This is a genomic window from Falsihalocynthiibacter arcticus (genome assembly GCF_000812665.2).
Lineage (GTDB): Bacteria > Pseudomonadota > Alphaproteobacteria > Rhodobacterales > Rhodobacteraceae > Falsihalocynthiibacter > Falsihalocynthiibacter arcticus.
Map to the genome: position 1 here is coordinate 2,615,665 of NZ_CP014327.1, position 22,170 is coordinate 2,637,834.

Annotated in this window: 20 protein-coding genes; 12 read left to right on the forward strand and 8 right to left on the reverse strand. The window is 54.8% G+C overall.

Annotated features, from left to right (window positions below):
• Positions 1 to 86: 86 nt before the first annotated feature.
• From RC74_RS12960 to RC74_RS13005, 10 genes are all read left to right on the forward strand, one after another.
• On the forward strand, positions 87 to 1,301 hold the full coding sequence (locus RC74_RS12960; RefSeq protein ID WP_039003872.1) for an ROK family transcriptional regulator: 1,215 nt from the start codon (positions 87 to 89) through the stop codon (positions 1,299 to 1,301).
• Positions 1,298 to 2,581 (forward strand): M20 family metallopeptidase, encoded by a 1,284-nt coding sequence (locus RC74_RS12965; protein WP_052275059.1) that lies wholly within the window; start codon positions 1,298 to 1,300, stop codon positions 2,579 to 2,581. The genes RC74_RS12960 and RC74_RS12965 overlap by 4 nt, the downstream gene beginning before the upstream one ends.
• Positions 2,578 to 3,630 (forward strand): substrate-binding domain-containing protein, encoded by a 1,053-nt coding sequence (locus RC74_RS12970; RefSeq protein WP_039003871.1) that lies wholly within the window; start codon positions 2,578 to 2,580, stop codon positions 3,628 to 3,630. Before RC74_RS12965 ends, RC74_RS12970 begins: the two co-directional genes overlap by 4 nt.
• A 178-nt stretch (positions 3,631 to 3,808) precedes the next feature.
• Positions 3,809 to 4,762, forward strand: a complete 954-nt coding sequence (locus RC74_RS12975; RefSeq protein ID WP_039003870.1) for an ABC transporter permease — start codon at positions 3,809 to 3,811, stop codon at positions 4,760 to 4,762.
• Between the two features lie 15 nt (positions 4,763 to 4,777).
• Positions 4,778 to 5,986 (forward strand): alanine racemase, encoded by a 1,209-nt coding sequence (locus RC74_RS12980; RefSeq protein WP_039003869.1) that lies wholly within the window; start codon positions 4,778 to 4,780, stop codon positions 5,984 to 5,986.
• Positions 5,986 to 6,726 (forward strand): ATP-binding cassette domain-containing protein, encoded by a 741-nt coding sequence (locus tag RC74_RS12985; RefSeq protein WP_039003868.1) that lies wholly within the window; start codon positions 5,986 to 5,988, stop codon positions 6,724 to 6,726. Before RC74_RS12980 ends, RC74_RS12985 begins: the two co-directional genes overlap by 1 nt.
• A gap of 1 nt (position 6,727) precedes the next feature.
• On the forward strand, positions 6,728 to 7,762 hold the full coding sequence (locus RC74_RS12990) for an SIS domain-containing protein (protein WP_052275058.1): 1,035 nt from the start codon (positions 6,728 to 6,730) through the stop codon (positions 7,760 to 7,762).
• Between the two features lie 151 nt (positions 7,763 to 7,913).
• A complete protein-coding gene (locus RC74_RS12995) occupies positions 7,914 to 8,873 on the forward strand; it encodes a TAXI family TRAP transporter solute-binding subunit (RefSeq protein WP_039003867.1) in 960 nt (319 codons plus the stop codon).
• A gap of 208 nt (positions 8,874 to 9,081) precedes the next feature.
• Positions 9,082 to 9,336: a DUF1850 domain-containing protein gene (locus tag RC74_RS23045; protein WP_236939922.1), complete on the forward strand. Its 255-nt coding sequence runs from the start codon at positions 9,082 to 9,084 to the stop codon at positions 9,334 to 9,336.
• 6 nt (positions 9,337 to 9,342) lie between these two features.
• The gene (locus RC74_RS13005) at positions 9,343 to 11,337 is read left to right on the forward strand and encodes a TRAP transporter permease (RefSeq protein WP_052275057.1); all 1,995 of its coding nucleotides are present in this window, start codon (positions 9,343 to 9,345) and stop codon (positions 11,335 to 11,337) included.
• A gap of 51 nt (positions 11,338 to 11,388) precedes the next feature.
• Here the strand turns inward: RC74_RS13005 and RC74_RS13010 are convergent, their stop codons facing one another.
• Together RC74_RS13010 and RC74_RS13015 are read right to left on the reverse strand one after the other, a co-directional pair.
• Complete coding sequence (locus tag RC74_RS13010) at positions 11,389 to 11,889, reverse strand: hypothetical protein (protein ID WP_039003865.1); 501 nt, start codon at positions 11,887 to 11,889, stop codon at positions 11,389 to 11,391.
• An 81-nt stretch (positions 11,890 to 11,970) separates the two neighbouring features.
• On the reverse strand, positions 11,971 to 12,387 hold the full coding sequence (locus RC74_RS13015; RefSeq protein ID WP_039003864.1) for an efflux transporter outer membrane subunit: 417 nt from the start codon (positions 12,385 to 12,387) through the stop codon (positions 11,971 to 11,973).
• An 801-nt stretch (positions 12,388 to 13,188) separates the two neighbouring features.
• Between RC74_RS13015 and RC74_RS13020 the strand changes: the two genes are divergently transcribed.
• Positions 13,189 to 13,770, forward strand: coding sequence for a hypothetical protein (locus RC74_RS13020; protein WP_156477471.1), 582 nt, complete (start codon positions 13,189 to 13,191; stop codon positions 13,768 to 13,770).
• A gap of 892 nt (positions 13,771 to 14,662) precedes the next feature.
• Positions 14,663 to 15,694 carry a histone deacetylase family protein gene (locus RC74_RS13030; RefSeq protein ID WP_039003861.1) on the forward strand — a complete coding sequence of 344 codons (1,032 nt, stop codon included), beginning with the start codon at positions 14,663 to 14,665 and terminating at the stop codon, positions 15,692 to 15,694.
• Positions 15,695 to 15,748: 54 nt separating this feature from the next.
• Here RC74_RS13030 and RC74_RS13035 read toward each other — a convergent pair whose 3' ends face one another.
• The 6 genes from RC74_RS13035 to RC74_RS13060 all read right to left on the reverse strand — a co-directional run bounded on the left by RC74_RS13035 (position 15,749) and on the right by RC74_RS13060 (position 22,158).
• Positions 15,749 to 16,774 carry an extracellular solute-binding protein gene (locus RC74_RS13035; protein ID WP_039003860.1) on the reverse strand — a complete coding sequence of 342 codons (1,026 nt, stop codon included), beginning with the start codon at positions 16,772 to 16,774 and terminating at the stop codon, positions 15,749 to 15,751.
• Positions 16,775 to 16,804: 30 nt separating this feature from the next.
• Positions 16,805 to 17,611, reverse strand: a complete 807-nt coding sequence (locus RC74_RS13040) for an ABC transporter permease (RefSeq protein WP_039003859.1) — start codon at positions 17,609 to 17,611, stop codon at positions 16,805 to 16,807.
• The gene (locus RC74_RS13045) at positions 17,604 to 18,506 is read right to left on the reverse strand and encodes an ABC transporter permease (protein WP_039003858.1); all 903 of its coding nucleotides are present in this window, start codon (positions 18,504 to 18,506) and stop codon (positions 17,604 to 17,606) included. The genes RC74_RS13040 and RC74_RS13045 overlap by 8 nt, the downstream gene beginning before the upstream one ends.
• On the reverse strand, positions 18,503 to 19,558 hold the full coding sequence (locus tag RC74_RS13050) for an ABC transporter ATP-binding protein (RefSeq protein ID WP_039003857.1): 1,056 nt from the start codon (positions 19,556 to 19,558) through the stop codon (positions 18,503 to 18,505). The genes RC74_RS13045 and RC74_RS13050 overlap by 4 nt, the downstream gene beginning before the upstream one ends.
• A 45-nt stretch (positions 19,559 to 19,603) precedes the next feature.
• Complete coding sequence (locus RC74_RS13055) at positions 19,604 to 21,031, reverse strand: amidase (protein WP_039003855.1); 1,428 nt, start codon at positions 21,029 to 21,031, stop codon at positions 19,604 to 19,606.
• 224 nt (positions 21,032 to 21,255) lie between these two features.
• Positions 21,256 to 22,158 carry a shikimate dehydrogenase gene (locus RC74_RS13060; protein ID WP_236939923.1) on the reverse strand — a complete coding sequence of 301 codons (903 nt, stop codon included), beginning with the start codon at positions 22,156 to 22,158 and terminating at the stop codon, positions 21,256 to 21,258.
• Positions 22,159 to 22,170 lie beyond the last annotated feature (12 nt).

A 22,170-nucleotide genomic window follows, 5' to 3' on the forward strand; every position in this document is an offset into this window, starting at 1 on the left:
TCCTTCCCCAAATTATCCAAAAAAACGTTGACATAAATTTCGAATCCCTATTAGTTCGGTGCCTAGACGAACTAATAGGATGCGCCATGATTGATCCAACAAATATTTCCCGAAGGATGACTTTGAGTTCAGTTGTGCAGGCAATTACGACTTATGGGCCCATTTCGCGGGCGAGTGTCGCAAAGATGACGGGCCTGTCTAAGCAGACGGTTTCCGAAGTTGTTGCCTCGCTTGAGCAGGACGGATGGGTACAAACCGTTGGTCGCACTGAGGGAAACATCGGGCGTCGGGCGGTTGTCTATGAAATCGTTCCCGAGGCGGCCTTGGTTGCAAGCGTCGATCTTGGAGGGACGAAGGTTCGCGTCGCGCTTTGCAATCTTTCTGGCGCGGTTGTTTCTGAAATCATGGAACCCACCGTGCAAACTGGCGGGAAGGATGTTGTTGCCCAGATTGGCCGAATTATTCATAAATCGGCGTCGGATTTGGACATTAGCACCGATAAAATCCGCGTTGCCGTCGTTGGCGTTCCCGGCGTTTTGGATTCGGCGAGTGGAAACATCAATATGGCGCCCAACATTGCGGGGATCGACGCTATCGATTTTCCGACTTTGATGCAGGAGAGTCTCGGGATCGAGGTGCTGGTGGAAAACGATGTGAACCTAGCCGCGTTAGGGGAGCATTGGATGACGCATCAGGGTGAAAAGGACGACTTGGTCTTTTTGTCGATTGGAACGGGCATCGGAGCTGGCCTTGTTATCGGCGGGCAGTTGGTGCGTGGCGCAACGGGTGCGGCGGGCGAAATCGGGTATCTGCCCTTTGGTGCCGATCCATATGAGGCCGAAAGCTTGAAGGTTGGCGCGCTGGAACGCATGACCGCAACCAACGCGATCAAAGGCCACTATTTGGAATTAACGGGCGTCCAGAAATCCGTCCCTGAGGTGTTTGATGCCGCACTGGCAGGTGATACCGTCGCGCAAAAAGTGTTGGCCCAAGCGGCACGTTATATTGGACGGGCGATTGCGGCAATCGCTGCTGTGGTCGACCCCGCATGTGTCGTTATCGGCGGTTCCATCGGCGCACGCCACGAATTCACTAAGCTGATTGAGCCTGAAATTCGCAAGTGTTTCCCACGACAGATTCCGATTGAAGTCTCCGCCCTTGGAAATCACGCGGCGCTCGCTGGGGGCACGTCCATCGCGCTGTCTCGGCTGCATGTTGCATTATTTTCTGGTGGGCTTCCGGGCGCGAAAATCATCATCCCTGCACCACAGCTGAAGACCTATCAGGAGGACGTCGCATGAGTGATTTTGGTTTGATTGCCAAGCTTGAGGCCCAGCAAGATGCGGGTGCCGACATTGAGCTGCTTCGTGGGGCCATCGGTTGCGAAAGTGTCACCGGCAATGAGGGCCATTTTGTCGATTTCCTGATGTCAGAGATGACACAGATAGGGTTGAAGCCTGCTTCGGGCGACTTCCTTCCCGACCGTCCGAACACTTGGGGCGCTCGGGTGGGGACCACAGATGGCCCTAATCTTATGTTCGTCGGGCACACCGATACTGTTCATGTGCGCGGTTGGGCCGAACACTGGAAAGGGCAGCCCCAAGAAGACCCTTTTTCCGCCCCCGTTATCGACAACGAAATCTGGGGCCGAGGTGCCTGTGACCTGAAGGCAGGCATCTGTTCTGCCCTCGCGGCCTTACGACTCCTTGATACTGTTGGCGTGCAATTGGCGGGCACCGTTTCTTTCGCATTTATCGGCGATGAGGAGAGTGGCGAGCCAAACACGGGCGTCAGTGCTGGCGCAAAAGATTTGGTGAAACGCATCGCCACGGGAGAAATAGCTAAACCCGACTTCGCCATCTATGTTGAGCCGACGAAATTGGATGTTTACACCGCGCAGATCGGGTTTTTCATCGCGGAGATTTCGATCACAGGGAAGTCCGCCTATTTTGGAACGCCACAAGACGGGGTCGACGCGCTAAAGGCAACACACCAACTTCTCACCGCACTTTGGCAGCATGCCGAGGAGCTTGCCCAAGGTCCAACTCATCCTTTGGTCGGTGCTTCCGACATTTTGGTGACGAAAATCAACGGCGGCGGCTATATTGCTGTCCCGGGCGAATGTGAGCTTTCGTTGATCCGAAAATTGCGCCCTGGCGAGAACCTCGACGATGCGGTCGCGCAATTTGAAGCGGTCGTGAAGGGGGTCGCGTTCGACGACGGTATCTCTTTCGATATCATCTATCCCGCTGGGCGCGATCACCGTTTTGGCGGGTCGCCCGTCGAGATCGACCCCGACCATCCCGCAGCAAAATCTCTCGCCAAATGCGTCACAGAAGTAAGGGAGGCCACGGCTGAAATCGGCGGAGCGCCTTACTGGTCGGAAAGCCCGTTCCTCGTGAATGAAATCGGCTGTCCAACGGTTTACTGCGCCCCTGGCGATATCAGTATTGCCCACACTTTTGAGGAACGCGTCGCGGTGAGCGAGTATCTTGCGGGTGTCCGAGCCTTTGCACTTTTTATCGCACGCTTCTGTGGAACGAAAACTGAGTCAACAAAATTAAATGGAGGAAACCAATGAAACACTTACTGAAAAACGTCCTGTCTGGCGCAGCTTTTGCTCTGGCAGCACTTCCTGTCGCCGCCCAAACAGTGGGTCCCCAAGGCGAAGCCGCAACCCCGTCATCGGCGATTGTGGTTCCAGACTCCAGCGTAGAGGCGGTCCGCGCGGGCGCGTATACCGCCGCGCTTCTCTGGCACGACCAGTCAGATTTCGTAAATGCGGTAACGGCAGGGGCGACCGATGAATTCACGCGCTTTGGCATTACGGTTGTTGCGACGACAAGCGCCGGTTTTGATGCCGCGAAACAGCGGAGCGACATCGAAACGGCCCTCGTAAAAGCGCCGGATATCATTCTGTCCCTCCCCCTAGATCCCGTCACATCAGCGGCCGCCTTCCAAGAGGCCAAGGAAGAGGGTGTGAAACTTGTGTTCTTGTCCAATCTACCTTCGGGATATGAGCATCCCGCCGACTACGCGGCGATCGCAACGGATGATTTGTTCCAAATGGGCAAGCAAGCAGCAGACGCACTTGCCGCCGCGATGGGAAATGAGGGCACTGTTGGCTGGATTTTCCACGATGCGGAATATTATGTAACAAATCAAAGGGATAACGCGTTTAAGGCGACGATTGAAAACGACTACCCGAATATCACGATCATTGCCGAACAGGGGATCAGCGATCCTGCGCGTGCAGAAGATATTGCGAACGCAATGTTACTTCGTAATCCCGACATTGGCGGTATCTATGTCACTTGGGCGGGGCCAGCCGAGGGTGTTTTGGCGTCGCTTCGGGCCAACGGAAATTCAACCACTAAAATCGTCACCCTAGATTTGTCCGAGCCGATTGCATTGGACATGGTCCGTGGTGGGAACGTTGCTGCGATTATTGCAGACGAGGCCTATGAACTTGGCCGTGTGATGGCTGCTGCGGCCATTCTTGACCTGCTGGATCAAGACGTACCACCGTTTATCGTGGCCCCAGCAGTCACTGTGACGGCCGACAATGTCGCCGAAGGTTGGATGAAATCCTTGCATATCGAAGCGCCAGAAAGCCTGAGCGCAAACTAAAATAAAACGGGCGGTCCAGTCGTTATTGGGCCGTCGACCGCTTCGCCTAGCGGCAAACGAGATACCCCCAACAGGAATCCACAAGTGAAGTCGGCTTAAAATTAAGCTGGCAACACTTCACGCGAAATCATCGTTTGGTGCCTTCGACCCAATGTCAAATCTCATCTGGAAGGCTGATATGACACATATAAAATCCCGACTAAACGGCGCTGACTTCCAGCAAATGGTTGTCTACTTCGGATTTGTTGCAATCTTCATTTTCTTTGCGCTTACCCTGCATGACGATGGGTTTCTAACCCAACGGAACCTAACGAATATTTTGCTGCAAACCGCGCCTGCGACCATTATGGCAATTGGCCTTGTCTTTGCCTTATCCGCTGGTGAAATCGACTTGAGTTTTGGGTCCATTGTTGCGGTGTCTGCACTCTCTGCTGCGGTCGCGATGCAAAGTTTTGGCATGGCCGTCGGTGTGATCGCGGGCTTGGGGGCGGGTATCCTCATCGGCGCTTTGAATGGCGCTCTCGTGGCCTATCTTAAGCTTCCGTCCTTTCTTGTGACTTTGGCGACGATGGGTCTTTTTGCGGGGATCGCGCGGTCCATGACCAATCTGCGCTCGATCCCCGTTTTGAACGAAACGTTCACGGGTATCTTCGGGTCTGGCAAGATCTTCTCCATCCCCTCACTAGTAATCTGGACGGCCATTGCGGTGGGCGTTGGCCATCTGGTTTATCGCAATACGCGCTTTGGCGCACATGTATTGGCGACTGGCGATAATCCACGCGCGGCCCAAGTTTCCGGCATCAAAGTCCCCCGCATCCGCTTCTATGTTTTGACCATTTGTGGCGCGACAGCTGGTTTGGCTGGGTTGCTCTATGCGGGCCGCCTGCAAGCGGCAAAATACACGCTTGGTGAAAGTGATCTGATGACGGTCATTGCAGCGGTCATCGTTGGCGGCACGGCCCTAAAGGGCGGCAAAGGCTCCGTCATTGGCGCTCTCGTTGGCTCACTCATGATGGGAATGCTAAACAACGGACTTATTCTCATGAACCTCGATGTTTCCAATCAAATGATTGTTCGGGGGCTCATTATTCTCCTTGCCGTGGCGGTATCTCTCCGCGACAGCAGCCGATAAGTGAGGGTTTGAAAGATGTTTCTAGACGTACTCTTAAGAAGAAATTCGCAGTTCATTGAGGCCGCGATGGCCTTGCATCAGTCAGGTGCAATTCCGCCAAACTCTTATGTTCTCGATCTCGACGCGATTGAAGACAACGCAAGATCATTCGTGGCGACCGCCAATGCGCTGGGCCTTAAAATATTTGCCATGACCAAGCAGGTTGGCCGCCATTCGGGGTTCTGTGAGGCGATTATGCGTGGGGGGATTGACCGCTCCGTTGCCGTTGACATGGATTGTGCCGTTGCCTGCCATCGGGCGGGTCTCAAAACGGGCCACCTCGGTCATCTCGTGCAAGTGCCACAGCGTGACGCCGAGTTTGCCGCCGCTAAATTGCAGCCCGATTATTGGACGGTGTTCAGCCAAGATAAGGCCCGCGAGGCGGCAAATGCAGCGGTTAAGGCAGGACGGGTGCAAAACTTGATGGCGCGTATTCAAACAGAAGGGGATACGTTTTATCGTGGCCACGAAGGTGGGTTTGCCGCCTCAGATATTTGTAATGTTGCAGATCAAATTGACGCGATGGAAGGGGCAGCATTTGCAGGGATTACCACATTTCCTGCGCTCCTGTTTGATCGAGAAAGCCGCAAAGTCAAAACAACTCCGAATTTGGCAACTCTTGCGCGCGCTTCCGAAGCGCTGGCGGCGGCGGGGCGTTCCGACATTGAAATAAACGCCCCCGGCACCAATTCCACGGTGATGCTGGCCGCACTGGCCGAGGCGGGCGCGACCCAATGTGAACCCGGAAATGCGCTGCATGGCACGACGCCGCTGCACGCGGTTGAGGATTTGCCCGAAAACCCCGCCGTGCTTTATCTTAGCGAGGTCTCGCACCATCACGGCGGCAATGCGTTCTGCTTCGGCGGCGGTCTTTATATTGATCCGGTGTTCCCGAAATATGATGTTCAGGCCATCGTTTCTTCGGAACCGACAAGCGCACGCAAGGCCTTGGCCAGTGTCGAAATTCCCGATTATTCCGCCATCGACTATTACGGGATGATTGACGCAACTGGACCCGTAAAACCAAAAACAGGCGATACGGTCGTGTTCGGATTTAGGGGGCAGGCCTTCGTTACGCGCGCAAATATCGTAGGTATCTCTGGCATCTCAACGGGCACCCCCAAAGTCACGACAATAGAAAACATTTTCGGCGAGGTCACTGGTTGGCCAGAAAGGGCTCTCTAATGGCACCCGATGCAAAAGTTCTCTCCCTCAAAAACATTCACAAATCCTTTGGCGGTGTCGTGGCAATTCAGGATTTCTCGCTTGACCTTGAAGCAGGCGAGATCGTGGCCCTTGTTGGGGATAATGGTGCGGGGAAATCCACGCTGATTAAGATCGTGTCGGGTGTTTACAGCCCGACATCCGGCGAAATTTCTCTGGACGGCAGACCTACGAGTTTTAGCGACGCAAGTTCCGCGCGCGCCAAGGGGATCGAAGTGGTCTATCAAGACCTCGCCTTGGCCGACCAACAGCCCGTTTACATGAATATGTTTCTGGGGCGGGAGTTAACCAAGCCCCCTTTCGGCCTTTTAGACAAAGCGCGGATGTTGCGAGAGTCACAGGACCTTGTCGACGAACTTGATGTCCGCATCCCATCCGCAGGCTCAACAATCAGCGAGCTAAGTGGCGGGCAACGCCAAGGGATCGCGATTGCGCGTGCGACGGCGTGGGCAAGTAAACTCATCTTGTTGGACGAGCCGACAGCCGCGCTCGGGGTGGCGGAAACCGCGCGGGTGGAAGAACAAATTGCCGCCCTCAAGGCCAAAAATCTCGCAATTCTCATCATCAGTCACAGCTTGGATCAGGTCTTTCGCCTGTCCGATCGCATTTGTGTTTTGCGTCGGGGCGAGCAAATTGGCATCCGCGAAACAGCCAAGACAGACAAGAACGAAATCGTTTCTATGATCACCGGAGTAGCGTGAGATGAATAAGCCAATCGAGACAATAATGGCCGGTGAAATCCGCGAAATCCCAGATGTGATCGCCCGTCAGATCAATGAAGGCCTCGCAGGGTACATGGAGGCTGGGCGCAAGGCTGCGGCGTCTAATCCGGTGGGGTTTGTGACCTGCGCGCGCGGTACTTCGGATCACGCGGCGACGTTCTTCAAATATGTGATGGAGATTCAAACGGGTTTGCCTGTTGCGTCCATTGGCCCTTCGGTTGCGTCCATTTACGAGACCCCGTTGAAGTTGGATAATTTTATCTGCCTGTCCATTTCGCAATCGGGTGGAAGCCCTGACCTTGTCGCTTTGCAAGAGGCCGCCAAAAAGGGCGGAGCAAGCACATTGGCAATTCTCAATGAGGTGAACAGCCCCCTTGGGCATGGCACGCAAACCGTGTTGCCAGTGTTCGCAGGGCCAGAGAAGGCGGTCGCGGCGACTAAATCATTCGTGAGCAGTTTGTTTGCGATTTTGGGTTTCGTTGCGGGCTTTACACAAGACAAAGACCTTGAAAAAGCCTTGCTCGGCCTTCCTGACGTACTGCGCGCCGCGCTAACCTGCGATTGGTCAAAAGCTGAACTGGCCCTCGCAAGGGCTGGATCGGTTTTCACGGTTGGCCGTGGTCCTGGACTGGCCGTTGCTGCCGAAGCGGCGCTGAAGTTAAAAGAAACCTGCCGCATCCACGCTGAAGTTTTTTCCTCGGCAGAGGTGCTGCATGGCCCCGTTGTCCTTGCGGACCGAAAATTTGCCGCTTTGTTATTTGATCCTGAGGATCGTTCTCGCAGTTCCGTTGAAGCGGCGGCCAAAGCTATGCGTGAAAAAGGCGCAGCCGCGTTCTCGATTTCTCCTTCTGTGGGCCTAAAAATGAACCTGCCTGTTCCAGTGGTGACCAATCCCCTCGTACTTCCGTTGATACAGATTACAGCATTTTATAGTTTTGTTGAGGTTTTGGCGCAAAATCTGGGCGAAAACGCCGATGCTCCCGTGGGGCTCAATAAAGTGACTGTCACCATGTGACCTTTGGGCATGTATAATCCGCGCGCAATTTGGGGCAGTAATATTGGCCTAATGTAGAAGAGTTCGATTTAGTCTGACAGCACTCTTGGAAAGTCCTCGTCACCCCCATAAGGTGGTGCAATCAAAAATGGACCTATGGGAGGACTAAACTATGAAATTTATCAAGACACTCGCGGCTGCCACGCTGGTTATGGCCGCTCCTGCTTTCGCGCAGGAACAGCTTTCAATTGCAACCGGTGGAACCGGCGGCGTCTATTATCCAATTGGCGGCGGCCTTGCGGAAATCATCAACAACCATGTCGACGGCTATGCCGCGACCGCCGAAGTTACAGGCGCATCCGTTGAGAACATGGGCCTGATTGCTACGGGCGATGCCGATGTCGCGCTTGCTTTGGCCGACACGGTTCTACAGGGCTATACTGGAACGGGCCGCTTTGAGGGGCAACAGCTTCCGATGCTACGCGCAGTTGGCGTTGCATATGCAAACATGGTGCAAATCGTGGCCCTGAAAGACAGCGGTATTACTTCGCTTCAGGACATGGTCGGCAAGCGCATTTCCATCGGCGCCCCCGGTTCCGGTACTGAGGTCAACGCCGAGCAAATTCTGACGGCAAACGGCATCTCTTATGACGATATCGACGAGCAGCGCCTGAACTTCAACGAAACCGCAGATGCGCTGGCCAATGGCGATATTGACGCTGGCTTCTGGTCTGTTGGTGCGCCAACCTCGTCAATTCTCAACCTTGCGACCACGAACGATATTGTTTTGATCGAACTTGGTGCCGAAGAATTGGCCGCAGCGGACGCCGCCAATCCGGTCTTTGCCGCGACCACGCTTAAGGGCGGAACCTATGTCGGCGTCGATGCGGATACGTCCGTGATTGGCGTGCCAAACGTCTTGGTTGTGTCGTCGGAAATGTCGGATGATCTTGCCTATCAGATCACCAGCGCCATGTTCGAAAACATCGCAGAGCTTCAAGCGGTTCACCCCGCCGCCAACCAGACAACCGTTGAATTGGCTCTGTCTGCCTCGCCGATCCCACTCCACCCTGGTGCGATCCGCTATTTTGAGGAAATTGGTGCGACGGTTCCTGACGAATTGCGCCCATGATATCATGGTTCGGAGGGGGGCTTTGCGCTCTCCTCCTTTCTTTTAACGCTTCGGTCGCCCAAGCCGATACTCTGACGGCGACTCAAGTAGACACTGGCGAAACGCTTGCCGTGTTTGATGCCCCGGATGGGGCAGGGTGGTGTGTGCTTTGGCACCATTCGGTGCAAGGGTTCGAGGTATCGGATTGCTATGAAAATCGCGGGGCCGCATGGTTTTGGTGCGCGCTCATCTGCCGGATTTCGCCGCTGGACTTGACCATATCCCCGGACGCGGCGTGCAAGTGTCGGACGGGCAGGGCGGTTACTGGATTGAAGATATCGACGAGGCCGTTCCCACAAACGCCTATATCCTACGTCCCGGTGCGGGATTTGTAGATCATCGAATTAACATGGACGGGACTGAAGTCTCGCTCTCGGCTGTTGCTCCGCGTGCGCGCGTTCGCATTGCCTTAATAAGGAACTAATCGACGATGACCACCGATCTTGCAGAACGCCCCCCCATGCCACAGCCAACTGTGGCAACCTCGCGCCTCTTGCTTCGTGCGATAGCCATCGTCGGCATCCTGCTCTCCCTGTTTCAGCTTTACGCCGCTGGGCTACAGCCCCTTGGTCTCTTTTTTCAGCGCCCGATCCATTTGGGATTTATTCTGGCGCTTTGCTTTTTGATTTATCCGGTTTTCGGCCAAGATCGCGTGCGTGGCGTGCTTGGTTGGGTTATCGACGGCGCGCTCGTCCTCTGTGCAGTTTTGGTCGGCGTTTGGTTGCCGATGAACATCGACATTATCGCCAATTCGATTTTTTCGCGCCCGATTGACATCACTGTCGGGGTCATCACGACGCTGGTTGTGCTGGAAGGCGCGCGTCGCGCCGTGGGGCTTGGCATGACAATTATCGGCGCGACCTTCATTGTGTATGCCTTTGCTGGCAACCGTGGCGAGTTACCGTTTCTCTCCGATTGGATGCCCGGTATTCTTAACCATCGGGGCTATACTCTGGACCGCTTGGCAAGCCAACTGACACTCGGAGCCGAGGGGATTTTCGGCCTACCATTGGGTGTGGCTGCCACGTTCATTTTCGTCTTCGTGCTTTTTGGCGCGTTCCTAGAGGTGACTGGCGCGGGCAAATTCTTCATCGATTTGGCCTACGCGTCGACGGGCCGGCAACGGGGCGGGCCAGCCAAGGCTGCCGTGATTGCCTCCGCCGGCATGGGCTCGATCAGCGGTTCGGCAATCGCCAATGTTGTGACCACGGGAGCTTTCACGATCCCGTTGATGAAAAAACTGGGCTATCGGCCCGCGCAGGCTGGCGGTATCGAGGCCGCAGCCTCTACGGGTGGGCAGATCATGCCGCCCCTGATGGGTGCGGGCGCGTTCTTGATGTCGGAATTCACACAGGTTCCCTATGTCGATATCGTGCTGGTGTCGATTTTTCCCGCCTTCCTTTATTTTGGCGCGGTCTATCTGCTGGTCCATATCGCAGCGGTCAAACAGGGCATGAAGGGCCTGACCGCCGAAGAACTGCCGAGTGTGCGCAGGGTGATGGCTGACGGATGGCATTTCATGCTTCCGCTGGTGGCATTGGTATGGTTGCTGGTGTCGGGTTATTCGCCGATGCGGGTAGGGTTTTATGCTATTATATCGGTGGTCGTAGCGGCTTCGGCCCGCGCGTTGTGGAGCTACGCAACCGACCGACCAACGATGGACGGCTTTGTTGCACTGTGTCGCCGTGGGCTGTCCTTAACGGCGCAGGCGATGGAATTGGGCGCGCGAAATGCTGTTGCAGTGTCGATGGCTTGCGCCGTCGCAGGGATCATTGTGGGCGTTGTCGGGTTGACCGGACTTGGGTTGAAATTCTCGTCGATGATGATCGCCTTTTCGGGTGGCAACATCGTTTTGGCGCTGATCCTCGTGCTCCTCGCAAGCTTAGTCCTCGGTATGGGCTTGCCTGTGACCGCTGCCTACATCGTGCTGATTATCCTCGTCGGCCCCGCGCTGACATCGGAATTCGGCGTGCCGCTTCTGATCGCGCATCTGGTGGTGTTCTGGTATTCGCAAGACAGTAACGTCACGCCGCCCGTGGCGCTCGCGGCCTTTGCGGGAGCCGCGATTGCAGGCTCGAAACCGATGGAAACCAGCCTTCAGTCGTGGAAATTTGCCAAGGGGCTGTACCTCATTCCGCTTTTCATGGTGTTCAACGAAAGCATCATCCTTGGCGGACCAATCCCCTTGGTTATTTGGAGCGGTTTTCTCGCGATTATTGCTCTCACCGCCTTTGCCGCCTGTCTTGAAGGGTATCTTTTTGCACCGATTGTTTTATGGCAGCGGTTGCTAATCGTGCCAGGTGTGATTGCGGTTTTCTGGCCAGATTTACGGGTCGAGATTGTAGGGGTGGCAATCTTGGTAACTATGCTGACGCTCAATTGGTCCCGAGGCCGCCGTGAGCTTCCTGTAAATGGTTTGGCGTGATGCGTTTGCCAACCTATTAGGCAATGCGCTCGCGGCTTATTTGATTTCAATTCACGGAGTCGCAAGCACCAGATTGGCTATGGTGATTGCGGCGGCTTTCTGATCATCGCTTTGGGTCATGTCGGTATTGACGTGAATGACCTTGTTGTCGGCAGTGAGAATCGACAACTGCCCGCGTTTTTCTGACCAAACGGCTTGGACACCCAAATCCGCAACCGGAACTGCGTCTTTGTAAACTGCGAGCACACGATCAAAATCAGAGGCTCTCGCGGCGCGGGCTGCGATCACATAAAGCCTTTTGCCATCAGGCTTTGCCCCCAATTCAATACGCAGAGCGTCATCTTCGTCGGGCGCGCCCCAGATGTAGGTGCATGTGAACGTGCGGCTTCCATCGCACGCGGCCATTTTTAAACCGTCGTCAGGGGCGAACTCAAAAATGGTGCGCAACTGGTTTTCGGGTATCAACGGCAACATCAGCTCGTCCGCAGGCGCGATCGTTCCCGTCAAAAGTATCGCGCAGATTGCGGAGGCAAGGAAAAAGTGGGGCTTCATATGTGGCCTTTCAAAGTGTGCGTGAGAAAAACACTGGGTTTGGAAATATGTCGCGGAAGGTAAGGATCGCGCCTACAGCCCTTACCTAATCAAACATTGCTCCACGATTCTGGCCTTCACTGCTTCGGGCGTGCTTTTGGCAAGATAAGTATAAACCATCTCAATTAAATAACTGGCGCCCAGTGGCTCCAACGCGCCGATACCTTCGGGCGATGCCAAGATCGCCGTTTTGGCCTCTTCCACGGGCAAGCCATCTTGGCTCATGATTAAGCCCCGCACAGCGAGGTCGCCTTGGGCTTCGCAATCGGCAGCAATACTTTCTGCTGTTGGTTTTGCGGCCTCAAGGGCAAGTCGTTGGGCTTCCTCGTCCGCAAGCTGTTGCTGAACGGATTCCTCCATCTGCTGGGCAAAAGTCTTTTTGACCGGCTGATCCTGCGCCGCCGCAATCTGGGGCGTCGTCAGGCTGATAACGGATGCTAAAAGAATGTGTTTGATCATGATGTCTAAAAACTCCCGGAAAAGCGGGCTGTAAATTAGGGCTTTTCACGCTAATGGTTATCCAAAAGGTAATTTGCGCGAGATTGCATAGTATTGCAAGCTTGCTCAACTTTGCGGCTTTACAATACGTTTAGCGGTGGAGAGAAATCAGGCGCTCACGACACAAACGGGCGGTTCTGAAACGGGACTTTGGCGCCACAGCGTCGCTTGATGATGATACAGCTGGATCTTATATGGAGCGTTATGAAAAAAGCGGTCACATAAGAAAACTCTGACAGGCCCTCAACTAATTTTATTGACGGGGAACTGGACGGCGCGGCGGGTTGGATGAAGAAAAATGTGATCGAACTGACTGTTCCCAAAGCGACCAGTGACGTCAGAATTACTATTGAACCCCCGCGAAAGCCCACCGCAGTCTGATCAAATTTCGATGTTTTACGGTGGTACAGATCGTCAAAATCTTTGGGCCAATGAATGTGTTGGCGACGGGTTAGCTTTGCCAAATGACATTCTCGCCCGCGGCAAGGTGCTAATTTCTGATAGCTTAAGCTTAGTCGATTCCATTCCTTAGATTTCCGTTGCGAAATCACTACTGGCGGCAGAGGCATCACTTCAATATTCGGAATTTTAAGACGTACGGCGAACAGGAAAAACTCTGGTCGTGGTCGTAACTTCTTACCAGTTATGAAAATTTGCTAAGCTATGTTCTTGCGGGGGCTAGTTATTTGGATAGGAAAGCCACATGTTCATGCTATTTAGAACACATTGCCCCCTTTTTTGACTTTTGCACTGGATTTGAAAATGAAGGTATTTCGCATCTTTCCGGCTCTATTTTTTTTGGCATCTTCATGGGGGGCGCCTGTTTTGGCCGCGCCTGATGTGGCTTGCGGTTATGGCACTCCAGAGGCTTGGGCGAAGGTCGATGCGCTGTTTGTCGGAACGTGGAAAATTCAGCACCACGCGGGGTTCTATGTGGCGGGTCCTATGACGATGCCTTTCCCCGCGAGCGGCGACACCGACACGATGCAGATCGAAATGCTGCCTTCAGGGCAACTGGTTGGTACACATCCCGAAGCGCAAGCTCCTATACCGTTCCTCTGGGCAGATGAGCCAGCGTGGAGTTTTGAGAAACACGCAGCCGACGACGGGGCTCCGGCGCCCATGCTGACCTCGTCGGATGTTGAAACGCTGATGGGCTGCGGCGTCGAGAAACTGGCCCGCCTGATCGGCCACACGACAGTATCAATGGACGGCGTGGTGATGGAAATGACGTTACGCCTGATGGTGGTTGGCGTGGATCAGATGTACGGCATCTTTCACACGTCGGCGGTGGCCAGAGGCATGCCTGTGAAAAGCTGGCGTACGGTGACAATGACCCGCTAAAATCAGGCGACAGTTGCGAGAGCTTATAGACTCCAACCCAAGGCAATTAAAACCGAAGGTTCGCCCCCAAATATTTTGGGTGCTTCTGCTTTTTTTTGCGACTAATCTGGTGTGGAAATTGAGGGGCTTCAAGGCCGCGTTCTCCTAGGCGCAGACCTGTGTTTTTGCGCATTGCCCTTTACGTTCTCAATCGACGGGTACGACAGTTCTGTCCCTTCTATGGTGACGCTCACGGCTTCTGAAACGGGGTGGGCCGTGGGCTCTTTGGCAAAACTGTCTCTGCACGAGTATCGCGTTTGGTTCCGCCGAACCATTGGTCAAACAACAATAAGAACACGATGCCTACCAATCCTTGGCGAAGGGGGCGAGATTTCGCAAACCAGCGCCTATAAGCAACCGAACGCGCTCGAACCGAAGGTAATCCCCATTGCAACCGAGGGCTATCGAGAAGGCAGTCGGCCTTGATCGGCGTGAATGGGCGCGCGCATCCTGATCTGTTCGACACGAATGGCGATACCGCTTTATCTTGCGCCACTGGAAGCCGGCATGCGCAATTGATCTGCCCATACGCCGATCTCTGAGGTACTTGCGGCGTTTCGACGGGCGGTGAGAAGACCGGTGACGGCTACATCGAAGAGGTACTCAGGGCGTTGGCGGCACAAGGGATCGCAACCCGCATTGATATTGTTGGCTTCACCACCGACGGTTCCAAGTTCCGCTCGCGCCCAAAGGTTATATGTTGATTGTCGACGGTCACATAGAACCGCTGGTGATTAAAATTGCTTTGGGGGAGGAACAAGTTATTGATCTTGCGAAATGAAGGATTTTCAATACATCTACGCCTGCTAGAATACGACGTTGGCTGAATCGGCTTGGAAGGGCTGTACCTCATATGCGCGTATTTTATAGTGAAGATCACAGGCTCCATTTTCCGCAAGCGGAACTGTCGGGTGGGCAGTTTGTCACGCCGTTTGAGCGACCGTCGCGGCTTGAATACATCCTTAACCGTTTGAGAAAACGGCAGTTTTTAGATGTGGTTGCACCTGAAGCGGTCGATATGGCGCCGATTACCGCTTTACTCGATCCGGGTTATTTGACCTTCTTGGAAACGGCTTGGGATGAGTGGAAAGCGGCTGGAATGGGAGGCGAGATTATTGCCGCGAACGTCCCTGCGCGGGGCATGCATATGGATCGCATTCCCGAAAATATTGACGGAAAAGTTGGATATTATTGCCATGCCTCGGAAACCGCGATTACGCAGGGAACGTGGAAAGCGGCCTTGTCGTCTGTGGCCTCCGCACAGGCCGCGCAACGTCATGTTGCTGCGGGGGCAAATGCCGCGTTTGCGCTTTGCCGCCCACCTGGGCACCATGCAACGGCCGACCAATATGGCGGTTTCTGTTTCATCAACAATGCAGCCGTAACGGCGCAAATGTTTCGCGATTCAGGTGCGGAGCGGGTTGCCGTACTCGATATTGATTTTCACCACGGCAATGGCACGCAAGACATTTTTTACGAACGCGCAGACGTGTTATTCGCCTCGCTACATGGCGCGCCACAACAGACCTATCCCTATTTTATCGGCTATGCCGATGAAAAGGGGCGCGGCGAGGGCGAGGGATATAATTTCAACTACCCGATGCTATCTGGGACAGGCTATAGCCAATGGTCTGCGGCGCTTGATGACGCGATTGCCAAGATCAGCGCATGGGGCGCGGAAGTACTTGTCGTGTCGCTGGGCGTGGATGCCTATAAGGATGACCCAATCAGCTTCTTTCAACTGGAGAGCGATGATTTCACCGATGCGGGCCGCCGCATTGGGCGGATGAAACTGCCGACAGTGTTTTGTATGGAGGGGGGGTATGCGGTTGAGATGGTCGGTGTGAATACAGTCAACGTGCTCGAAGGATTTGCCGACGCTTGAAATCGCTTTTGCGTCTAGGGGGGCGGGGCCCAAAACAGGCCCCGCCCCATTTGTTTATTTGACCAGTTCGGTCCAAATAGCGGTATAAAGTTCAGTCGCGCTTTGTGGGCAGGTTGGCAGGAATTTCCCTGCGGAGACAAACTCTGCGGGCACAACGATTTCTGGTGCGGTTTTCATCTCTTCGGGCATGAACGGCGCAGACCCTGCGATCCCGTTGGCATAACGGGCAAAGGACGAGATCATCGCGGCGTTTTCAGGGATCATGACGAAATCGAGGAACTTATAGGCCTCGTCGACGTTTTTCGCATCCGCCAGCAATCCAACCGAATCCATCCAAAGGGGGTAGCCTTCGACGGGGTATCCATAGGCGACTGTCGGGTTGTTCAGGCGCGCGCGCATTGTGGACCCGTTCCAGTTCACGGAAGCGGCGTAATCACCCGACGAAAGCTTGTCTGTGGTGCCATAATCCATCGACAACCATGACGGTTTTGCCGCCATCAATTTGTCACGAACCTTACGCAGCACGTCGAGATCTTCGGTGCAAGCTTCGCCGCCAACGTTAAAGATCGCAAGTGCCATAACGTCGCTCATTTCGGGAACCACGTTGACCTTGCCAATCAGTTCGGCAGGCGGGTCAAGGAAGATGTCAGAGGTGTTAATATCACCACTATAATCGGCCGTATTCACGGCAACAGCGGTGGTGCCCCAAAGCCATGGAACGGTGTGGGTCCGCCCCTCGTCCCAAGGGACATTTACCCATTCAGGCGCAACGTTGCCGATGTTGGAAAGGCGCGAATGGTCGAGCTCGGCCAAAAGGCCCTTTTCAACAAAGATCGGAACATAGTTGGCCGAAGGAACCACAAGGTCAAAACCAGAGCCGCCCGCTTCAACCTTGGCAAGGGCGGTTGTGTTGCTGTCATAGTCTGTGACCGTGACAGTGATCCCTGTTTCAGCCGTGAATTTCTCGATCATTTCGGGGCTGGTATAGTTTCCCCAGTTGAAAAGGTTCAACTGGCCTTCGGCTTGCGCGGCAAGCGTGCCGCCGAGTAAAGCCGTGGTGGCGATAAGAAAAGATTTCATGTGATACTCCTTAAAATGGGAAGCCAGGGTCTAGCCCCGCTTCCGAGTGGCGAGAAAAAAGAGAGTTAGAACGAGCACACTGACCGCCAGCAAAGCGGTCGAGATCGCGTTGACTTCAGGTGTCAGCGCACGGCGCAATTGGCCCAGCATATAGGTGGGGAGCGTATCCTGTCCCGCTGATTTGACAAATTCGGTGATGATCACGTCGTCAAGGGAGATGATAAAAGCGAGCATCGCCCCCGCGACCACTCCGGGCATCAAAAGCGGGAGGGTCACATAGCGAAACGTCTGCCACGGTGAGGCATAAAGATCGGCAGCGGCGGTTTCCATTGCAGTGTCCATCCCCTCAAGTCGCGCCTTGATCGGCAAGTAGGCAAAAGGCACACAGAAGGCCGAATGCGCGATGATAAGATAGCCGAGGCCCGTATAACCCGTAGCGATTTTGATCGATGAGAAGAAGATCAGAAGCGCAACAGCCGTGACAATCTCGGGCACCATCAAAGGTTGGTTGATGACGATATAGATGAAGGTTTGGCCCTTGAATTTCCCCCGTCGCGTAGTGCCAAGAGCCGCCATCGTCGCCACGGTTGTCGCAATTACGGACGCCCAGATTGCGATCACAAAAGAGCGCATCGCGGCCCCTTGCACCGCTTCATTCTGGGCCGCGATCGCGTACCATTTAAACGAAAACCCGCCCCATTGATTGACGGAATTGCCGCCATTGAACGAATAGAAAACCAGCGTGACAATCGGCGCATAGAGCAACACAAAAGACAGCAGCGCCAAGAAGGTAAAGCCGGGCAGCTTGGTCACGTCAAAAGATTTATGCTTACCCATGCGGGTCCTCCCGCGATGAAACGCGTGTATAGATTAACAGCGAGCCGAGAACGACAACCAACAGAACCGTCGAAAGCGCAGCTCCGAGTGGCCAGTTTTGGCCTTGTCCGAATTGCAGCTCAATAAAGTTCCCGATCATCATATTTTTGCCGCCACCCAAAACGCGCGGCGTTACATAAGCACCGAGGCTTGGGATGAAAACAAGGATGCACCCCGCCACGATGCCGGGGCGAATAATCGGCAAGATCACCCGTCGAAGAATTTGCAGACGCGAAGCATAGAGATCGTAACCCGCTTCAATCAGTCGAAAATCAAACCGGTCGATCGCTGCAAACAGCGGCAACACCATCAACGGAAGATAGACATAGGCCATCCCGATTAGTACGGCGGTGTCGGTATACAAAATCTGGATCGGCTCTGAAATCAGCCCGTAGTGGATGAGGAATGTGTTCAAAAGACCCTGGTTGCGGATTACTTCCATGATCGCGAAGGTGCGGATCAACAGGTTTGTCCAGAAGGGGATTGTGATCAGAAACAGCCAAAATGCGCGGTATTTCGGCGGACGCGTCGCGATAAACCACGCAGTCGGCAGGCCGAGCACAAAGGCGATCACGGTCGTCGACAGCGAGAGTTTTACCGAACGCCAGATGATGGAAAGGTTAGCATCGGCTAGGCTTACTGTGCCGTCAAAGATGTCCTTTTGAAACAGCACCCGAAACCAAGCATCCCCTGAGAAAATCCAGCGCACACCAGAGTAGTCGCCCTTTTCCAGAAACGAATAGGTCACGACAATCAGCAATGGCCCACTTGCTGCGACGAGCAGTAACAACAGCGCTGGCATAGACAAAAGCCAGCCATTGCTCCCCTTACTACGCCCTTTGCCAAGGGCGCTCATGCTTCTAAAACCTGCACCGTTTCGGCGTCGATATTGACCCCTACGGCATTGCCGATTTTTAGGGGTGCACCCGCGTTGCTTTGCACCCGCGCCACAAGGCGACCCTCATCGCTCAACGCCAATGTGTAATGGGTGTCGGTTCCTAGATAGGTCGCGTCGACAACCTTGGCGGGAATGCCCGTAGCGGCGTCCCCAATCCCGATTTGCTCAGGCCGGATCGCGAGGGTCACCGCGCCAGTTTGCCCCGTCAGCGGCACAGCAAGGATTTCCCCCGATCCAATCCGAACACCACCGGCCTCAACATTGCCGGGGAGGAAATTCGTCTCGCCGATGAAGTCCGCGACAAAGCGGTTTACGGGACGGTTGTAGATATCATGCGGTGTGCCGACCTGCAAAAGCTGTCCCGCCGACATGACCGCGATCCGGTTCGACATCGTAAGCGCTTCCTCCTGATCGTGGGTCACAAATACGAAGGTGATCCCAGTCTCTGTTTGAAGGCGTTTTAACTCGCTTTGCATTTCTTTGCGTAGCTTTAGGTCAAGGGCCGAGAGCGGCTCGTCGAGCAAGAGCACCTCCGGTTCAGGAGCAAGCGCGCGCGCCAAAGCAACGCGCTGTTGCTGGCCGCCCGATAATTGTTGGGGCATCCGGTCGGCGAAGGCTTCAAGCTTGACCAAGGCCAATACCCGTGCGGTAGCCTTGGCCACCTCATCGCGCGACTTGCCCAACATTTTGAGTCCGAAACCCACGTTGTCCGCGACAGAAAGATGCGGAAACAGGGCGTAGGATTGAAACACGGTATTCACGGGGCGCGCATTTGGCGGGGTGAAGGTGATGTCGCGACCCGAAAGCAGGATGGCGCCAGACGTCGGCGTCTCAAACCCTGCGATGCAGCGCAATAACGTCGTTTTCCCGCAACCAGAGGGACCAAGTAGCGTGAAAAACTCGCCCTTTTCGATACTGATTGACACGTCGCCAAGGGCTGTTACCGCCGCAGAACCAGAGCCGTATATTTTCCCAACATTCCGTGCGACGACGGCAAATTCTTCATTCAAGATACAATCCCCCTAGGGTAAATGTGCGACGTGTTCTAAATTTAGTCAAGGTTTTCCGCACCATACGGGTGGTTTGCGCAGGGCCCAAGGTTGCGCCTGCTCGCATTCCGCACAGAGCGCGATCAATGTGGCATCCTCGCCAAAGGGGGCCGCAAGGTGGATGCCGATTGGCAAACCCTCATCGTTCCAATGCAAAGGGACAGATGCCGCCGGTTGTCCGCTGGCGTTGAACGCGGCGCAAAACGGCGAATAGGAAAACACCCCCCCTTCGCCGATGCGATAGGCCTCATAATCGTCGCGCTCATGAGTGAACCGTCCGACCTTTGCGGGGGGCTCGGCAAGGGTCGCCGACAACAGGATGTCGTAATCTGCAAATGCGGCGGCCATCTGTCGGCCATAGCTGTGGATATCCCCCACGGCCTTCAGATAATCAGCGCCGCTGATGTCTTGCGCGTAGCGGATGGCGCTTTTGGAGACCCCTTGCAAGTCTTTCTGACGTTCCCGCAAGCCCCGTGCCGAAAGGGCTGTTCCACAGGCCACAATTTTGGTCCAAGCCCGCATCATCCCGTTATGGTCGGCCTTTGGGCACGCAGGCACCACGGTATGTCCAAGCGATTCCAAAAGTTTGGCCGCAGCCGCCACCGCTGCCTTGCAGTCGGGATGGATTGCTGCGCCTGTAAATGTTGTGTCACAGATACCAATACGCAGGCGGCGCGGTGGACGGGCGATTGCTGCGGAATAGCTTATCTCCATCGCGGGCGCAGCATAGGGCGCCCCCGCGTCAGGGCCAGCACAGGCATCCATCATCGTGGCGTTGTCGCGCACGGAACGTGACAAAAACCCATCGATTGCCATGCCTGCCCAGCCTTCACCAGCAGCAGGTCCATCGGGAAACCGAGCGCGGGTTGCCTTGAAGCCAAATAATCCAGAACTTGAGGCCGGAATACGCACTGAGCCTCCCCCGTCAGACCCATGCGCCAAGGGGACGATGCCCGCAGCAACCGCCGCCCCAGCACCACCCGAAGATCCTCCCGAGGTGCGCGAAACATCCCAGGGGTTTCGCGTTGGGCCATCATAAACGGCGGCTTCGGTGACGGGGCCAATGCCTCCTTCTGGCGACGTGGTTCGCCCAAAGGTCACGACCCCAGTGGCGCGCATACGCCGATAGATTTCGGAGTCATACGTATAACGCGTATCGCTCAGCGGGATTGACCCGTTGTGGGACGGAAAATCAACCGACTCTGCGCCCAAGTCTTTGATTAGAAACGGCACGCCTTTGAAAGGGCCGTCAGGAAGCCCATCGCGAATTGAACGTCGAGCGACGTCTTCTTGCAGGAGCACCACAGCATTCAGCGCCGGATTTACAGCCTTTACCCGCGCGAGAGCGTCGTCCAAAAGTTCACTTGGTGATGCCGCACCAGACGCGATTAATTGCGCCAAGGAGGTTGCGTCGTCTGGGTTGTTTGTTGTCATGAAAAAAAGGCTTTCAGCTGCGTTTGAAAAGTATTCTTTAGGAGTAAATTACCCCCTGTCAATGCCAAACCATCCAATCTGCATGGGCGTGATTATATTTAGGGCGGGTTGGGAATTAGGGCTATGTATTTAGGCTGTTTTTTGATCCCAGGTCTCCACTTTTGTTAGGGAATTCCGAGGGTATACTTTACGCCTGAGGTAGGGATGAAAAGGCGATTTCGAATTTACCTACCGCCATCGTTAAGGCCACTCGGCCAATGGTCGAAAGTGGCCTGCATGCGCGTCGGGTTTGCTGGCAGATTGGTGAAAAGCTCAAACGCCCGAACCGCCTGAAAAAGCGCCATCCCCGCACCAGAAAGAACACGACATCCTTTGGCGCGGGCCGCCGCGAGCAGTTCGGTTTCCAACGGAAAATAAACAACATCCGCGACCCAGTGATGCGCTTGAATGCATTCTGTCGGCAACGGCAGTCCGGGGAGTTTTTCCATCCCGATGGGCGTTGAGTTCACAATCCCGTTCGCATGATGCGCGGCATCTGGCAGGTCAGTTACTGCGCAGGCTCGATCTGCTCCGAAACTGTGGTTGAGTGCGTGTGCCAGCCGCTCTGCTGCATCGATATTCGTGTCGCAAATAAGAAGTTGCCCGATGTTTTCCATGACCAATGCGTTCGCCACCGCGCTCCCTGCGCCGCCTGCACCAATGAGGAGGACTTTGTCGCGAATTGTGTTGGCCATGCCGCGACGAAAACTTTCGCCAAACCCCCACGAGTCCGTGTTGTGTCCGTGCCGTTCACCATCGCGAAAAACGATGGTGTTGGTAGCGCCAATTGCCCGCACACTTTCGGACAAAACATCCAGATGAGGAAGCACGCTTTGTTTGTAAGGGAAGGTGACGTTTATCCCGTTAAAACCGGCCGCTTGGATTTTGTCGAGGACCTCATTCAGGGGTGGTTCGTCGGTGCGACCCGCAAAATCCAACAAACGGTAGTCAATATCTATACCCTGCGCTTGCCCCTCGTTTATGTGCATGCGAGGCGTGCGGGAGGATGAAATCCCATGCCCGAGCAAGCCCAGAAGCACCGCTCCCTCGGTCGCTTTCTTTTCGATATTTGGTATCCATTTACTCACCGCAATTACGCC

Bases quoted from the DNA above. Each gene is read 5' to 3' on its own strand.
- RC74_RS12960 (WP_039003872.1), top strand. From the start codon at position 87: ATGATTGATCCAACAAATATTTCCCGAAGGATGACTTTGAGTTCAGTT.
- RC74_RS12965 (WP_052275059.1), top strand. From the start codon at position 1,298: ATGAGTGATTTTGGTTTGATTGCCAAGCTTGAGGCCCAGCAAGATGCG.
- RC74_RS12970 (WP_039003871.1), top strand. From the start codon at position 2,578: ATGAAACACTTACTGAAAAACGTCCTGTCTGGCGCAGCTTTTGCTCTG.
- RC74_RS12975 (WP_039003870.1), top strand. From the start codon at position 3,809: ATGACACATATAAAATCCCGACTAAACGGCGCTGACTTCCAGCAAATG.
- RC74_RS12980 (WP_039003869.1), top strand. From the start codon at position 4,778: ATGTTTCTAGACGTACTCTTAAGAAGAAATTCGCAGTTCATTGAGGCC.
- RC74_RS12985 (WP_039003868.1), top strand. From the start codon at position 5,986: ATGGCACCCGATGCAAAAGTTCTCTCCCTCAAAAACATTCACAAATCC.
- RC74_RS12990 (WP_052275058.1), top strand. From the start codon at position 6,728: ATGAATAAGCCAATCGAGACAATAATGGCCGGTGAAATCCGCGAAATC.
- RC74_RS12995 (WP_039003867.1), top strand. From the start codon at position 7,914: ATGAAATTTATCAAGACACTCGCGGCTGCCACGCTGGTTATGGCCGCT.
- RC74_RS23045 (WP_236939922.1), top strand. From the start codon at position 9,082: ATGGTTTTGGTGCGCGCTCATCTGCCGGATTTCGCCGCTGGACTTGAC.
- RC74_RS13005 (WP_052275057.1), top strand. From the start codon at position 9,343: ATGACCACCGATCTTGCAGAACGCCCCCCCATGCCACAGCCAACTGTG.
- RC74_RS13010 (WP_039003865.1), bottom strand. From the start codon at position 11,889: ATGAAGCCCCACTTTTTCCTTGCCTCCGCAATCTGCGCGATACTTTTG.
- RC74_RS13015 (WP_039003864.1), bottom strand. From the start codon at position 12,387: ATGATCAAACACATTCTTTTAGCATCCGTTATCAGCCTGACGACGCCC.
- RC74_RS13020 (WP_156477471.1), top strand. From the start codon at position 13,189: ATGAAGGTATTTCGCATCTTTCCGGCTCTATTTTTTTTGGCATCTTCA.
- RC74_RS13030 (WP_039003861.1), top strand. From the start codon at position 14,663: ATGCGCGTATTTTATAGTGAAGATCACAGGCTCCATTTTCCGCAAGCG.
- RC74_RS13035 (WP_039003860.1), bottom strand. From the start codon at position 16,774: ATGAAATCTTTTCTTATCGCCACCACGGCTTTACTCGGCGGCACGCTT.
- RC74_RS13040 (WP_039003859.1), bottom strand. From the start codon at position 17,611: ATGGGTAAGCATAAATCTTTTGACGTGACCAAGCTGCCCGGCTTTACC.
- RC74_RS13045 (WP_039003858.1), bottom strand. From the start codon at position 18,506: ATGAGCGCCCTTGGCAAAGGGCGTAGTAAGGGGAGCAATGGCTGGCTT.
- RC74_RS13055 (WP_039003855.1), bottom strand. From the start codon at position 21,031: ATGACAACAAACAACCCAGACGACGCAACCTCCTTGGCGCAATTAATC.